This window comes from bacterium (assembly GCA_024224155.1).
Taxonomy (GTDB): domain Bacteria; phylum Acidobacteriota; class Thermoanaerobaculia; order Multivoradales; family JAHEKO01; genus CALZIK01.
Genome location: JAAENP010000050.1, coordinates 96848 through 110891, shown reverse-complemented (window position 1 = coordinate 110891; position 14044 = coordinate 96848). Strand labels below are relative to the sequence as shown.

Sequence of the window (14044 nt, the reverse complement as noted above, 5' to 3'; positions counted from 1 at the left end):
TTTGGTAATGGTGTCGCGGTACTTCTGATCATGGTTTTTCTGGCAGGATGTACAACAGGCTACAGAGCCGGCATGCATCCCCCTCTGAAATTAAAAAGAGAGCTAGATTCATTAAAACCTAATTCTCTTTCTCAAAAGGCGGCAAGATATACAATAAAAAAAGGCGATACCATTTGGAGGATAGCTCATAATCATGGTGTATTGCCTGACACAATTATAAAAGCCAATAAAATTAAAGATGTTGAGAACATAAAACCGGGGCAACTATTGATTATACCAAGAGGTGTAGTCGTTAAAAAGGACGTCTCCGAGCGGAAGGTGCCGGCCTATACTCATACTAAAAAGTTAAATGAACAATTTAAATGGCCTATACTCCAGGCACCCTGATTTTATTGCCTTTTTCTTCTATCTAAAGTCTGGACGTCTTTCAATCCCGAGATCCCTGCCCTGTCAGAGCGTCAACTCGATATGGGTATACGCGTCCCCTGGCAGATTCTGGTGACATCAGCAACAACCTCTATGGTCAGAACCCCTATACAAGCCGCACGGTTTTGCCACCGGTAAGAGACCCTGAAGGCAAACTGGAATGGGGAAGGACATGAGTCACAACAGAGCCGCCTCGCAAAGGACGCTGGGAATCGCTGCCCTTGCACTCCTGAGCCTCGCCGTCGTACCTGGAGTCGCGACGGCCCAAAATATCGGTGTATTTGTAACCAGTAATCCGAGCCCGGGCAGTTTCGGAGGGCTCTCCGGCGGCGACGGGTTCTGCAACGGCCAGGGCTTGCCGGCATTTCCCGGGAGCGGCCCCTGGGTGGCCTGGCTGTCTACCGATGGCAACGACGCCCGCGACAGGATCGCTCAACCCGGAGCTGGCGGAGCCTATGTGTTGGCGGCGTTGCCAACAACCGTAATTGCAGACAACCTGACGGATCTCACGGATGGAACCCTGGATCATCCGATCGAGCGGGACGAAAACGGAGTACTTGTTCTTAGCGGTAGTGTCTGGACGGGCACGAATGAAGATGGGACGGCGACAGGAATCGATTGCAGTGATTGGACTGATAGCACCGCTGCTTCGACCGCAACTGTCGGCTCGATTGTGACCGCCCTTCCCTCAGACTGGAGCAGGGTTGGAACCACCCCATGCAATTCAGTATCGAGGCTTTATTGTTTTGGGTCCCTACCGACGGTCCCCGCGATCCCGAGTCAGGGTTTGTACTTCTTGCTCGTTCTACTCCTCGCCGGTGGCGCGTATCTGTGCCGGCAGCGGCAGGCGGTCGGCTGACCTCGTCGCGGCGCCCACCCGCGCCACCTTCTGACGTACGCATACGACCGGGTGGGGTCTCGAGGCTTCCCCTTAAAGCCCGGGTCTGGCTCGCTCTCTAGCGCAGTTGGTGTCGGTCCCGGCCCTCGTTCCCAGGGGACCTGGGCAAGCACATGATCTATGGGACTAGATGAGGACCCGTCGGGTCCCTCAGAGGGGGGGCACTGGGCCTATCTCTCGATGGGCCCCGATCGCTATCGCAACCTGAACATGCAGAGGCTCTACTACACCAACGGCAATTGCACCGGCACCGAAGCGTGTCATGAGCTTCTGGGAAGACGTGGCCAAAGATGTTCGATTAGAGCCAGACGCCGCTCGTATGCGGGGCCGCCGACTGCTTGAGAAACTTCGGGTGTCGGACTGGGGGGAACTTAGTTCTTTCTTCAACGACACCGAAGACGTTGCCGGCAGAGATACCCAGGGTGGTAAAGCCTCGGACTTCTCTCGCGTGGCATTGAAATCGAAGCCCTAGCGCCTGATCGGCGCGACCTTCCCGTTCGTCTTCCCGTTCATTGCCGCCGCGATCTCGCCCGAGATTCTGTCGGCTGCCTGCTTCACGGGATCGGCGGCCAAGTGGGTGTAGCGCTGCGTTGTAGCGGCCTGCATGTGGACGAGTAGCTTCCCGATGATAGGAAGCGACAAACCCGCTCCAGCGCCGGTTAGACTTACCAAAACACTAAGGGAGGAACCGTCCATGACCGACGCTGAACTGTCCAACCGTCTCGAGCGCCTGGAAAGGGAAAACCGCTGGATGAGGCGGGTCGGTTTCGCCGTGGTTGTGGTCGCCATGGCAGTGGCTTTGATCGGAGCCGCGAAACCTGAAGAGATCCCCGAAATGATCGAAGCGCGTATGTTTCGCGTGATCGACGAGAAGGGCAGTCCCCGCGCCCAGATGGATGCTAACGGCCTCCGCTACGCCGACGAAAACGGCAAGACCCGCGCCCAGATGAACGCTGACGGCTTCGTCAACGTCGACGAGAACGGCAAGACCCGCGCCCAGATGAACGCTGACGGCTTCGTCAACGTCGACGAGAACGGCAAGCCCCGCGCCGCGATGACCGCTAACGGCCTCAGCTACGCCGACGAGAACGGCAAGACCCGCGCCCAGATGAACGCTGACGGCTTCGTCTACGCCGACGAAACCGGCAAGCACCGCGCCCAGTTTGGTGTCGTGGAGGTTGTTACTCCCAAGACGGGCGAGGAATCGCGTTACCCGGCTGGCATGGCTCTATTTGACGCCAATGGCAAAGTGATCTGGGAAGCGCCGAACTAGAGCCTCCAAATCCGCCGCCGGTCGCTCCCAAAAGCCGGAGCGCAGGGGCTCGGCTACCGCCTGATCGGCGCGACCTCTCCCTTCGCTTGTCCATTCAAGGCGGCTGCAATCTCGCCTGAGATCCGGTCGGCTGCCTGCCGCACCGGATCGGCCGCCAGGTGTTCGTAGAGTTGGGTCCCGCCCGTTCGGGTGGCGCGTCGTCCTTAATCACAAGCGTAACGTCAAACCTGCCTCGATAAGGCACACCTGGGAAAACCCAGCGCCGCAAAGCCACGGGTCCTCGCTTCCTTCGCGACGCTTCTCTCCGCACGAAGCTCGGCTGCGCGGAGCTGCGCCTGGAAGCGCTCGTGACAAAAGCTCAGGAAAGATAACTTCCAGAGGCTTGTGGGTGACCAAGTAGGTGACCGGAAATGGTCACTGCCTCTTAAGCGACTGTAAAAGAATAGGTTAGCCGACTGTTAAGACAGCCTCCGGAGCTGGCAATCTAGTACACGGCCGGGGTGGTTGCCGGGTCTCCCAACTGCCACCGTTGGTCTTACTGGCCAGGAAGATGGATTGCTGAGCCCCTCGAATCAACCTGAAAACTGCTCGCCACGGAACACCGAGCTTGACCACCAATTGACCAACACGCAACTCTTGACCGTGCTTCGAGCCTGGCCAGTCAACCACAAACTCTTTAGATGAAGGGTCTAGAGATGGTAGCCCACTCCATTCCTACTTGGAACCAGATCAATCAGTGGCTACGGGAGTTAACAGCTCTCCAACAGGGCAGCTACGCTACCGCGCCAGCATAGGCCAAGATGCCCCAGCGACTCAGGGCTTTCAGAGTCGGAACCGGTGGGTAGATGGATAAGAACCAGAGTCTTCTGCGAGGAATCCTCCCAGCCTGGACGCTCGGACCAGCTCCAGGGTCGCCTCACCATCCGCTATCATCGAGCGAGCTTCTACAGCCTTGCCTGCGGTCCTGGGCCGCTTTAGGGAGACCAACTCCGAACGACGCAAAGGAGGATCACGATGAGTCGACCGCTCGCAGTATTGGCCGTTATGGCACTGACTCTTACTGCAGGCTGTAACCCACAGCTTCCCGCCGACGAGGGGCTGCCCCATAATACGGCGTGGTCGATCAAAGCAGACTACACCGACGCCTGTAGCTGTCGGCCGACATGCCCCTGTCTCTTCGGGTCGCCTGCGACACTCGGGCACTGCGAGGGCGTCACTCTCGTCGAGATCGAGAGCGGCCACTACGGGGACGTCCGGCTGGACGGGGTCAAGGTGCTCGCCGTGTACCGCGGCGGCAACTGGATCAAGTTCTACGTCTCCGAGGAGGCAGACGAAGCACAAACCGAGGCGGCCGTGGAGCTGCTACCAACGTTCGAACAATTCTTCGCCAGCGACAACGTGCTGGAAGTCAAGAATGTGTCCATCTCAGTAGAGCGGACTACGGAACGGATGAATTTTTCGACGCCAAACACCACGGCCGAAATCGAGGTCATGAAGGGCAAGAACGGCAAGCCGATCAAGATCCAGAATCTCCCCTCGCCCGACTTCCCGGCCCCCCCCTACCTCGATCACACACAGTACCGAACCGTCATCCTGAGGCACGAGGCCGAGGACAAGCAGTTCGAGTACTCGGGGACCAACGGCTTCACGGCCAGGATCGAGGCGGTCGCCGCTGACGCCGAATGATTCGATAAACACTAGAGGCGGTCCAGCGGCTCCCCGAGTGGAGGGTGGTGGCCCTCATCTGGGCTCACACGGGATTCGTTCCCGAGGACTTCGAACCACGTGCGGGGCCTGGCGACCGCAATTCCGGACGTACTGTCAGAACGGAACGGAGCGGAAGGCTGGTACCCCACTCCATTCCTACTTGGAACCGGATTTACGCTTGCCTGCTGGACCTCAGCCAGCTACAACAGCAACTGGCCTCTCACCCGACGTCAGCTTAAGGGTTCCCTCGCTCCAAGCCGAATGGGAACGGTCAGGTGACTCCCTTGCCGGCTTGGAACCGGCGCTGACTGTCGACGTCTTCTAAGGCACAGTCTTCGACCATGCGCCGGTGTCGCCGGACTCGCGCCAACGGGCGGACCACTCATTCAAGTTGTGGCCCGGCGGGGCCACCGACATCGAGGATCTTCTCGAGTTCCGCGACGCTCGCTCGGTAGGTCTCCGGACGCACACCTTGCCGGGCACTTTGACGAGGTGTGGGCGCGCAGCCTCGGCACCGGGGGCGTAGATTTTGGGCCGCCTAGGTCGAACCCGCTCTGGGTCTCCGAGGTCTTGAACAGCACCGCCTCGAAGTCGAGCAGCTCATCGCTGGCGTGATGCGGTTGTCTTTCCCGCTTCGCAAGGAACGGTGCTGGCGGCAGAAGCTGTAACTTGACACGTCCGAGAAGTCGCCCTTATCAGACCGCCGGACGAGTCGGAGCTCGACAAAGAAAGCGTCCCGTAGGGCGCGCTTCGCCTAGCCCCGCCAGACTTCCAGCGGCTCTCGCTTTGCGATCCGTTCGAAATCGCGGTCGGTCGTGAGCACAGTCAGCGAGTGACGAAGAGCGAGCTGGGAGACGAGGGCATCGATCGTTCCGAGCTGAACACTTCGCCGGCGGCAACGATTGCGAAGCGCCGCAGCTTCGATGTGATCCTCTCGGTTCGGAACCAGGAAGGGCAACGCTCCGAAACGATCCACGATGGCGTCACGAGCCTTGGGCCCCAAGAAGCCCTGTAGGAGCTCCTGAAGGATGAGACCCGTCGTGCCCCGCACCGTTTTCCCTCAGCGAAACCGGCGGCTAGAAGTAGTGATTCAGTTTGCCGACTTCTTCCCTGAGTTTGTTGACCGTCGATCGGAGCTTGCTACGCTCTTCGGCTTCGAGGTTTGCAGCGTCGCGGCGGGCCTGGGCGATCAGCGGGGTAGCCTTATCCAGGCTCGCCTTCACTTTTTCGTAGGTGCTGCCGTCTTCTGCTGCAGCCGGCGAGGCACCGATTGCAAACATGAGAGGCGTAGCAAATGCGGCAGTCTGGCTGACTCGCCGTACGAACTCCCTCCGGCTTGGCAGTGCCTGCTTCTCAGTGCTCATCGCGCGCCTCCTCTGGTATGCGGGACCGATCGTGATCTGGGAACTGGCGTAGGTTACTCTATTCGGACGACGCCAACAAGTTGAGAAGCCGCCCGCCTTCGCCACTCGCGCCGTCAGGCGCTGCGAGCTCGAAGATCTCGGCTCGATCGAGCCAGGTAGCCAACGAGGCCGCTCCCGCTGATGACAGGGCGGTCCTGGCCTCGGGCGCGGTCAACAAAGCGTCGAGGGCCGCCGCGGGAGAGCCGAGGCGCAGCGTCGCTCGGCCGCCTGCGGCGGAGGCCAGCAGAACGAGGCGGCGTCCGCTCACGGGTGGCAGCTCGATCGGGGCGGTCTCCTCAAGACCACAGCCGCTCGTCGGGATGATCAAAAGCCCGCCCCGTCGACGGCCCAGAACGGTGAGCGGTGCGGCCTCTCTCGAACTCGGGTCGTCCGATTCCGACGAAGACTCGGCGTTGCGCTCGAAACCGGCGAGCAACCCGCGCTGGGCCCAAGCCACGAGAAGGTCCCAGACCTCCCCTGCGATGCTCGGCCCCGTCACCTCGACGACGGCCTCCGACAACTCGTCGATCAGCGATGCGGGCTCGATGCCTTCGGCCAGCCCGAGCCACACGGCCGCGGCCGATGCATTGAGCGCATAGAGCCGGTTCGGCGTGCAGTCGTAAACCACGAGCCCGTCGCCGAGGGGGGTGGCTTGGAGGTGCTCCGCAGGTCGCAGCGCGGGCTCGCTCGGTGCGATTCCCGCGCAAGCATCGCTCGCCAGCGCGCGATCGAGCGGGCGCAGGAGCGGCAAACAGGGGACGAAGCGGTCGCTGTCCGTGGTCGGCCAGAGCCGTTCCCATCCTCGTGCGCCGGCGAGCTCGTGCTCGGTTCGGACCCGCCACGAGGTCGGATCGGGGCCGATGTCGGGAACAGCGCCACGCCCCACGCCTACTAGCGACAGAAGATCTGTGACGATTCGATCCTTGGCGGTCACGATCTCTGTCGCCGCCCGATCGTAGGGGCCGACGCCGAGGGCCGGATTGACGTTGCACTCGATGATCCATGGTCTCAGATCCTCGTCGACGAGGACGTCGACGCCCAGGAGCAGGTAGCACCCGTCGAGCCGACAACGGACAGCACGGTTTTCCAGCAGAGCTTGCTCGCGGAGCGCGAGCAACATGCGCAGGATGGCTGCGCGGATCTCGCTGAAGAGCTTCTCGTCATCAATGCTCAGCTCTCGCAACTGATTTCGATAGCCATGGAGGTCGGTAGCCCGTGCGACCTCCTGGTGGCGATGCTGCAGTGACGCATTGGCGACGTGCACGAAACGGTCGTCGAGCGACGCCGGGTCGAGAGTGTAGGGCCGCGACGCCATCTTGCAGACCCCGTCAGTATGAAGGTAGCAAAGCAGAGGGTCGAGTGCGGTGATCAGCGGGAAAAAGCGCAGCCCGTACTTGAGCCCCGACAGTAGATGTGGCCGCGAGATGTACTCTTGGACCATCCATTTGTGGTCTCTTGGCACCGTGTCCGGTTCGCGGATCAACTCGATCTCTCGGCCCCCACCAAGCGCCTTGGGCTTGAGCAGCCAAAGCTGATCGGGATCGAGCTTCGCCTGAGCGCGCCAGGCTTTGTAGTCGTCTGGCATAGAGAAGCTATGCGGGTGGATTCTGCGAAAGATCTTGCCGGCGACTCGATCGCTTTCGACGATGTTGTCGTGCAGGTCGCTCTTGACGGAGAACGCGTCGAGGGCGGGAAAGCAGTTCACTCTCTGGCCGGGTGCCAGCGCGCGGAAGAAGTCGCCGCTCGGCACGACGCCATCCCAGTAGAAGTCCCAATCGTCTCCCTCGGTCTGTCGGTATCCGACCGACTGAAGGACTCGATGCAGAGTGGCCACCTCCGAGTCTGGCAACCTGGGATCTACAAAGTAGCGCATCGCCATCGTGCCCCCAGTTTAGCGGTGTGCGGCCGCGCTACCATGAGCAGATGTCGATCTCGCCGGTCGCGAGCCGCGCGGCTCCCGGTAGATCCGGCAAGCTCCTATAGGCGTGGGCGTCGCCCGAGCCGCGGACTTTCACTCATAGCGGAGAAGAAGCTCGAGTGCACTCTCTCACTCGATGCCAAACAACTCGTCCGTCGCGCATCCGAAATGACGCGAGAGCTTCAGCGCCAGCGGTAAACTCGGAACGTAGCGGCCGCTTAGCACCTGGCTTCTTAGCTCTGGCGCGAACTCCATTCGCTGATTTTCCTGTGGTGCGGTTCCGGGTTCTTCATGAGAACTGTCCGCTGTAATCACGTTCTCGACCCCCGGGCAGCAGATGGCACGAAGAGAACTCGTCGGAGTATTGGACGGTCTCACGGAGGCCGTCAACGTCGTCGATCCGCTGGACGGCTGGCCAGGGCTAGTTCAGGTCCAGCTGGACACTGGCTCCTGCCTTACCGCGGTACATCTAGGGCCCATTGGACTCACTCACCGTAACCGGGAACTCTCCGCCGATGCCGTGAGGTCCTCGGAAAAGACTGCAAGCTTACTGACCAGGAACTGCGACGCATTCGAGAACACCTGAGCGCCCTAGCCGAAGTCGTTGTCACCGAGTTTGAGCGACGAGGTCGGCTCTCGGAGAAACAGCCCCCGCTTGAGCGACGGTAAGACAAGAAAGGTCATGCCCCGCGCGCTCATTTACACCCGCGTCTCCTCCGAGCAGCAGGTCAAGAACTTCAGTCTGGACACCCAGATGAAGCGTTGCCGCCACTACTGCGAGACCAGGGGCATCGCGGTCGCGGGGACCTTCGTCGAGGAGGGGGAGAGCGCACGCACCACAGAGCGGACCGAGCTGAAGAAGTTGTTGGCTTACTGCCGTGAGAAGAAGGGCAGGATCGATTTCGTGGTCGTCTATGCGATCAACAGATTCGCCAGGGACGCCCAGCAGCACCTGGCGCTGAGAATCTGCCTGCATCACGGGGCGAGAAACGAAGGAGTGGTAGCGCGTACGGGATTCGAACCCGTGTTACCGGCGTGAGAGGCCGGCGTCCTAGACCCCTAGACGAACGCGCCTTCGTGGGAGCGGCAGGGTAGCAAAAACCAGCGATACGGCCAAGGGGGCTCAGAAAAACCAATCGGGAGGGGACACGAAGGAATCGTGTCCCCGACTACTCCTCCACGAAGAGAATCCGAACACCGTCGGGATCGTGGGTGCCGAAGATGGTGTTGCCAGCGGAGTCCTTACGCAGGCCGCCTGGAATGTTGCGATCGCGAAAAATCAGCTCCTTGTAGATATCCTCGGCAGAGGCCACGACCAGGGTAAGAACCATCGGCGCTTCGGGCGCGTGGTAGCCCGCGCTCGAGTCCTTGCCCTTTCCGCGAGCCAGACCGGTCACCTCGATCTGCGCCGAGCCCGCCTGGTAGACCGCGGAGCGGCCTTCGGGCGTATCACGGCTGGCCAAGCGGGGAAGCCCCAGAACCTCGCTGTAGAACTGACACGTGCGATCGAAGTCCTTGGCCTTGAGGGTAGGCCTGAATTCGCGAATTTCCATGTTCTGATGCCTCCTTGCGGCGGACTCGCCGACTCCCGAGTGGTATCCTCTACGCCGTCGTGCCGACCCGCCTGCGAGCCCTCACCGGCCTCCTCATCTTACTCGCCATTCCGCCCCTTGAAGCAGCCAATCCGGCTGCCGAGGACCGCTCGTTCGAAGTTCTCGAGACCGGCCTGGCGGTCGTCGAGCTGGGCACGCAGAGCCGGCCGCTCCCCTACTCTCACACCCTGGCCGGGCCGATGTTTGCCCTCCAGCCGCTGGTGGGCCTCCTCGGCGGCGAGCTCGACATCGGGCCGATGCAGCAGAAGCACGAGCTGCGGATGGGCGAAGCCGCTTTCCTCTTTGGTCCCGGCGCGGTGACCATGACCGAGAACGAAGAGATCGAGCTACTTTCCCAAGCGCCAGTTGCCGGCGACCGTGGCCTGCACGTGCCGTTGGATCTCCTGCAAACGCTCTACGGCAACCTCCTGGGATACGACTTCGACTGGCAGCCGACCGACCACCTGCTGAGGATCGAGCGGCAGCCGTTGCGCGAGCTTCCGGTGACCGTGGACGTGGTGAGGCTACGCGGCGTCACGACCCTGGTCTTCGAGTTCCCGGAGCGCCCACGCTACCACCTCAAGAAAAGCGCCCGCGAAATCGAGATCGAGCTGATCGGCGACCGGCTCGAGGAGACCTCGCAGACGCTTGCGTCGACCGGCGAGCTCGTTCGCGACATCCAGTTGACATCGGAGTCGATCCGAATCGAGCTCACCCGGCAGGCAACGACTCAGGACTACATTCTCGAGAATCCGTTCCGGATCGTTTTCGACGTTTTGCGCGACCGGTCCGGCGGTTCGACCCTCGTGCGAACCCAGCGTCCGCCGGTCCAGGCACAACGCCAAGGCGTCCGGACCGTGATCATCGACCCGGGGCACGGCGGTAGCGATCCGGGCGCCCATGGCGCGGGCGGCGCGGTCGAGAAAGAGCTGACCCTCGCGCTGGCCCGGCAGCTCGAGACCCGCCTGGAGCAAGCCTTAAACGTCCGGGTTGTGTTGACCCGATCCAGCGACATCGACATTTCGCTCGATTCGCGCTCGGCGCTCGCCAACCAATACAAGGGCGATCTGTTCATCTCGCTCCACATCAATGCCTCCCCGAACTCGTCGGCACGCGGCGCCGAGACGTATTTCTCGAGTTTCGAAGCCAGCGACGCGGAGGCCGGGCGTACGGCCTCGGTCGAGAACGCGAGCGTCCGCGACCCGCTCTACGACCTCCAACTCATGCTCTGGGACCTGGCTCAGAGCCGCTACCTGGGCCAGAGTCAGACCCTGGGCGGACTCATGCAGGCCGAGCTCAACGACGCCCTGGGCCTGCGCAACCGTGGAGTCAAGCAGGCCCCGTTCCGAGTGCTTCTGGGCGCCGCGATGCCCGCGGTGCTCGTAGAACTGGGATTCCTGAGCAACCCGAAAGAGGAGCAGAGGCTTCAAGACTCCGAGTATCGCGGCCAGCTGACCGACTCCCTGGTGCGCGCGGTCTCGCGCTATAAGGCACAGGTCGAGGGGTCTTCGGCTGAGCAGCTCGAGTTTTCCAGCCGATGAACCGCCGAAGAGCCTTGTTGCTGACGGCCGCCCTGGTCGCGGTCGGGATCGCGGGTCTCGGAATCGTCTGGTTGAAAACCGAGCCCTCACCGGCAGCCGCTACCGACCCCGGTGACACGGAACCCGTCCAATCATCGGCGGGCTCACAGGCCGCGGTCTACTTTCCGGCGACAAGTGGAATGCTCGAGCCCGAGCTGCGAACGATGCCGGCTGAGCTGCAGCCGACAGCCAGAAGACGCTGGCTCGCCGAGCAGCTGGTGGAGGGCCCGACGACCGAGGGTTTACGGCCTGCCTTGCCCAACGGTACGCAGGTCGCAAGCGTCTTTACGGCACCGGACGGCACGATCTACGTCGATTTCAAGATATCCGAAACGGTCGGCATGGGCTCGACCGAGGAAATGCTCGCGCTCTACAGCATCGTCAACACACTGCTCCTGGACGACGAGGCGGCGCGCTGGGCGGTGATCCTGATCAACGGCCGACAGCGCGACACCATCGCCGGCCACGTCGACACTTCGAGCCCGCTGGCCGCGCGGCCGGACCTCATCCGCGAGGCGGGATGAATCAAATCGGAGTGTTCGACTCTGGCGTTGGCGGTCTTACCGTCGTCAGGGCCCTCAAACGCCGGCTCCCGAACGAGTCGATTCTCTTTCTCGGCGATACCGCGCGCCTCCCCTACGGAATCAAGTCGCGAAAGACGATTGCTCGCTACACCCAGCGCAATGTCGAGTTTCTCGAGCGCCGCGGCGTCAAGGCCGTGGTGGTCGCCTGCAACACGGCGTCGGCGCTGGGTCTGTCCGAGGTCTCACCCAACGTGCCGCTGTGGGGCGTCGTCGAGCCGGGAGCCGCACGGGCCGCCCGGGTCTCGAAACGGTGCGTGGGCGTGCTCGGCACCGAATCGACGGTTCTTTCCGAGGCCTATCAGCAGGCGATACTCGAACACCGGCCCGAGCTCGAGGTGGTGAGCCAGGCCTGTCCATTGTTCGTGCCCCTGGTGGAAGAGGGCTGGCTCGAGGATCCCGTGACTCGCCAGGTCGCCCGACGCTACCTTCAGCCGCTGATCGAGCACGGTGTCGACACGGTGGTTCTCGGATGCACGCACTACCCCCTGCTCAAGCCGGTGCTTCGCGAGCTGTTCGACGACGCCGTCGAGCTGGTCGACTCGGCCGAGGTTGTCGCCGCTGAAATCGCAGACGCTCTGGCGCAGGCGGACGACTCGGAGGCTCAGCCCCGCCCGCGCGATCGATTCCTCGTAACCGACGCAGCCGACCGCTTCGAGCGGCTGGCCCATCGCATCCTCGCCGGTGATTGGGGCACCCTCGAGCTTACGGATCTCTGAGCCGGCTACGGCTAGAATGACTGCGTGCTGAACAAGAACCATCCTACGGCGCGCGCCCTCGGGCGCTCAGCAGCCGAGCTGCGGCCCGTCAAGATCACACTCGACGCAATGAAGTTCGCCGACGGCTCGGCCCTGATCGAAACCGGTGACACCCAAGTACTGGTCGCGGCGACTCTGGAGAATCGCGTACCGCCGTTCCTCGAGGGCAGCGGCAGCGGCTGGATTACCGCCGAATACGCCATGTTGCCGCGCGCGACGAGCCGGCGCTCGGCGCGCGAGGTCAAGCGCGGCCGGCAGTCGGGCCGGAGCGCCGAGATCCAGCGCTTGATCGGCCGGAGCCTTCGAGCCGCGTTCGATCTTCGCGCGATGCCCGAGACGACCCTGATTCTCGATTGCGACGTCCTGCAGGCCGATGGCGGAACTCGGACCGCGTCCATTACCGGCGCCTTCGTGGCCGCGGTCCGCGCTCTCGGCGAGGCGTTCCTGCGAGGCGACCTCAAACGCTGGCCGGTTCTCGACAACGTGGCGGCCACCTCGGTCGGGATCTTCGGCGGCGAGCTGCTTCTCGACCTCGACGCCAGCGAGGATCAGCAGGCCGAGGTCGACATGAACGTGGTCGGCACCGGCGCCGGCGCTCTGGTCGAAGTCCAGGGCACCGGCGAGCGCGGCACCTTCAGCCGAGCGCAGTTCGACAGCCTGTTGGATCTAGCGGTCGTCGGGATTCAGACCTTGGTCGAGCGGCAACAGAGCGCCCTGGCGCCGGTTCTCGAGCAGGTGGCAGCGCTCGAGCGCAAGGGGCCCCGACGCGAAGCCGCGCCCAAAGACGAAAAAGAGCTCTGGGGCAGACCCTAAAGAACCGTGCCGCTGAGGTCGACCTCGAGAAGCGGGCGCCGCTTGCTGGAGGTAGTGATCTGGACCTTGCCCTTGAAGGGCCCCTTGGCCATTTCCGGTTGCAGGGTCAGGACCACCTTGTAGACCTTGCCCGCCTCCACTTCTTCGATCTCGGCGTCGATGCCGGCCACGTCCGCGGTCGCGCCCGAAAGTGAGATCGTGGTGTTGGTCTGGTTCCGAACCTCGAGGGTCGTCGTGAACGGCGTCTCGAGCCGGCGACTCCCCAGCTCGGCTACGCGGGGTGTCACGCTGACTTCGGGCCGGACAAAGCCCGAGACCGGAATCTTGATCACCCGTTGCTTCGGATGATTGGTCTCGACTTCGATGAAATCCGCGAGCGGGCCGACAGGCGCGCCATTGCGGTCCAGCGATAGGCTCACCTCCCAACGCGAACCGGTCTCGGCCTCGCCGGTATCGAGTCGCCGGTAGCCCGCCTTCACGAACGGATACGGGGAGCGCACGCTCCGAATCTCCAGGTCCGGACCCTGGGCGGTCCAGAGCGTCTGGGTGCTCGATTCGGTTCCCGAGCCCTCGACCACGATGAAGCGGGCGTAGCCCGGCTGAACCTCCACCTGCGGCTGAATGACCGCCTTGATGACCAGGTTGATCCTCGGGTTGGAGCTGTCGCTGGTAAAGACGGTTACCGACTTGGCAATCGGTCCGGTGAAGTTCTCGGTCTTGACGACGGCGGCGATCTTCCCGGTAGCCCCGGCAGCGATGGACTTGTCGTACTTCGCGATCGTGCAACCGCAGGCGGGTTTGACCTCGCGCACCGTCAGGACGGCGTCGCCTTCATTGCGCAGCTCGAAGCTGTGTTCGATCTGCTCTCCCTTGGCAACGGTCCCGACGTCAACGATCGGTTCCCGAACCACGGCTTTGGCCGCCGCCGAAGCGCTCGAAGCGGTCACTGCCAGAAGCAGGCCGATCGAAACCACCAATTGTGCCGGCAAGAGTTCTCTACTCACGTTCTTCCTCCAGGTCCCTGACCCAAGGCCAATGCTATATTGCCTCGGCGTCGGGCGGGACACAATACGTAATCTGAGCTGACAGGCCGCA

At 62.5% G+C, this 14044-nt stretch carries 14 protein-coding genes and 1 tRNA gene; 9 read left to right on the top strand and 6 right to left on the bottom strand.

All coding sequences use genetic code 11. The features are described 5' to 3' along the window. The 4 genes from GY769_03305 to GY769_03290 form a co-directional block, all read left to right on the top strand. Positions 1–387 (top strand): LysM peptidoglycan-binding domain-containing protein (locus tag GY769_03305; GenBank protein MCP4200941.1); only part of this gene is annotated, 387 nt, incomplete at its 5' end. A 199-nt stretch (positions 388–586) separates the two neighbouring features. Beyond that, positions 587–1285, top strand: coding sequence for a DUF1554 domain-containing protein (locus GY769_03300; GenBank protein ID MCP4200940.1), 699 nt, complete (start codon positions 587–589; stop codon positions 1283–1285). A 733-nt stretch (positions 1286–2018) separates the two neighbouring features. Beyond that, complete coding sequence (locus GY769_03295) at positions 2019–2597, top strand: hypothetical protein (GenBank protein MCP4200939.1); 579 nt, start codon at positions 2019–2021, stop codon at positions 2595–2597. A gap of 1014 nt (positions 2598–3611) precedes the next feature. Continuing rightward, positions 3612–4283, top strand: a complete 672-nt coding sequence (locus GY769_03290) for a DUF1326 domain-containing protein (protein MCP4200938.1) — start codon at positions 3612–3614, stop codon at positions 4281–4283. 775 nt (positions 4284–5058) lie between these two features. On the opposite strand, the gene GY769_03285 is transcribed toward GY769_03290, so the two are convergent. From GY769_03285 to GY769_03275, 3 genes are read right to left on the bottom strand one after another with little or no spacing between them, the layout of a single operon-like run. Further along, positions 5059–5355, bottom strand: coding sequence for a PIN domain-containing protein (locus GY769_03285; GenBank protein ID MCP4200937.1), 297 nt, complete (start codon positions 5353–5355; stop codon positions 5059–5061). A gap of 25 nt (positions 5356–5380) precedes the next feature. Then, positions 5381–5668 carry a hypothetical protein gene (locus GY769_03280; protein MCP4200936.1) on the bottom strand — a complete coding sequence of 96 codons (288 nt, stop codon included), beginning with the start codon at positions 5666–5668 and terminating at the stop codon, positions 5381–5383. A gap of 58 nt (positions 5669–5726) precedes the next feature. Further along, on the bottom strand, positions 5727–7580 hold the full coding sequence (locus GY769_03275; GenBank protein ID MCP4200935.1) for a hypothetical protein: 1854 nt from the start codon (positions 7578–7580) through the stop codon (positions 5727–5729). 727 nt (positions 7581–8307) lie between these two features. On the opposite strand from GY769_03275, the gene GY769_03270 reads away from it, so the two are divergent. Further along, on the top strand, positions 8308–8664 hold the full coding sequence (locus GY769_03270; protein MCP4200934.1) for a recombinase family protein: 357 nt from the start codon (positions 8308–8310) through the stop codon (positions 8662–8664). Here GY769_03270 and GY769_03265 read toward each other — a convergent pair. Both GY769_03265 and GY769_03260 read right to left on the bottom strand, forming a co-directional pair. Next, positions 8624–8699: transfer RNA gene (locus GY769_03265), tRNA-Glu, on the bottom strand. The genes GY769_03270 and GY769_03265 overlap by 41 nt on opposite strands. Positions 8700–8794: 95 nt before the next feature. Continuing rightward, on the bottom strand, positions 8795–9178 hold the full coding sequence (locus tag GY769_03260; GenBank protein MCP4200933.1) for a VOC family protein: 384 nt from the start codon (positions 9176–9178) through the stop codon (positions 8795–8797). Positions 9179–9192: 14 nt separating this feature from the next. Between GY769_03260 and GY769_03255 the strand changes: the two genes are divergently transcribed. The 4 genes from GY769_03255 to rph are packed head-to-tail and all read left to right on the top strand — an operon-like array spanning position 9193 to position 12949. Next, positions 9193–10758, top strand: a complete 1566-nt coding sequence (locus GY769_03255; GenBank protein MCP4200932.1) for an N-acetylmuramoyl-L-alanine amidase — start codon at positions 9193–9195, stop codon at positions 10756–10758. After that, complete coding sequence (locus GY769_03250; GenBank protein ID MCP4200931.1) at positions 10755–11321, top strand: GerMN domain-containing protein; 567 nt, start codon at positions 10755–10757, stop codon at positions 11319–11321. The genes GY769_03255 and GY769_03250 overlap by 4 nt, the downstream gene beginning before the upstream one ends. Further along, entirely contained in the window at positions 11318–12097 is a 780-nt protein-coding gene (locus tag GY769_03245) for a glutamate racemase (protein MCP4200930.1), read from the top strand. Before GY769_03250 ends, GY769_03245 begins: the two co-directional genes overlap by 4 nt. A 27-nt stretch (positions 12098–12124) precedes the next feature. Then, entirely contained in the window at positions 12125–12949 is an 825-nt protein-coding gene (gene rph, locus GY769_03240; GenBank protein MCP4200929.1) for a ribonuclease PH, read from the top strand. Here the strand turns inward: rph and GY769_03235 are convergent. Beyond that, complete coding sequence (locus GY769_03235) at positions 12946–13953, bottom strand: DUF1573 domain-containing protein (protein MCP4200928.1); 1008 nt, start codon at positions 13951–13953, stop codon at positions 12946–12948. The two genes, rph and GY769_03235, sit on opposite strands and share 4 nt — an antisense overlap. Between the last annotated feature and the right edge of the window lie 91 nt (positions 13954–14044).

What these genes read in the sequence shown, in the direction of transcription:
- GY769_03280 (MCP4200936.1), bottom strand. Translation starts at nt 5,668, where the DNA reads ATGAGCACTGAGAAGCAGGCACTGCCAAGCCGGAGGGAGTTCGTACGG.
- GY769_03260 (MCP4200933.1), bottom strand. Translation starts at nt 9,178, where the DNA reads ATGGAAATTCGCGAATTCAGGCCTACCCTCAAGGCCAAGGACTTCGAT.
- GY769_03245 (MCP4200930.1), top strand. Translation starts at nt 11,318, where the DNA reads ATGAATCAAATCGGAGTGTTCGACTCTGGCGTTGGCGGTCTTACCGTC.
- GY769_03250 (MCP4200931.1), top strand. Translation starts at nt 10,755, where the DNA reads ATGAACCGCCGAAGAGCCTTGTTGCTGACGGCCGCCCTGGTCGCGGTC.
- GY769_03290 (MCP4200938.1), top strand. Translation starts at nt 3,612, where the DNA reads ATGAGTCGACCGCTCGCAGTATTGGCCGTTATGGCACTGACTCTTACT.
- GY769_03275 (MCP4200935.1), bottom strand. Translation starts at nt 7,580, where the DNA reads ATGCGCTACTTTGTAGATCCCAGGTTGCCAGACTCGGAGGTGGCCACT.
- GY769_03270 (MCP4200934.1), top strand. Translation starts at nt 8,308, where the DNA reads ATGCCCCGCGCGCTCATTTACACCCGCGTCTCCTCCGAGCAGCAGGTC.
- GY769_03295 (MCP4200939.1), top strand. Translation starts at nt 2,019, where the DNA reads ATGACCGACGCTGAACTGTCCAACCGTCTCGAGCGCCTGGAAAGGGAA.
- GY769_03300 (MCP4200940.1), top strand. Translation starts at nt 587, where the DNA reads ATGGGGAAGGACATGAGTCACAACAGAGCCGCCTCGCAAAGGACGCTG.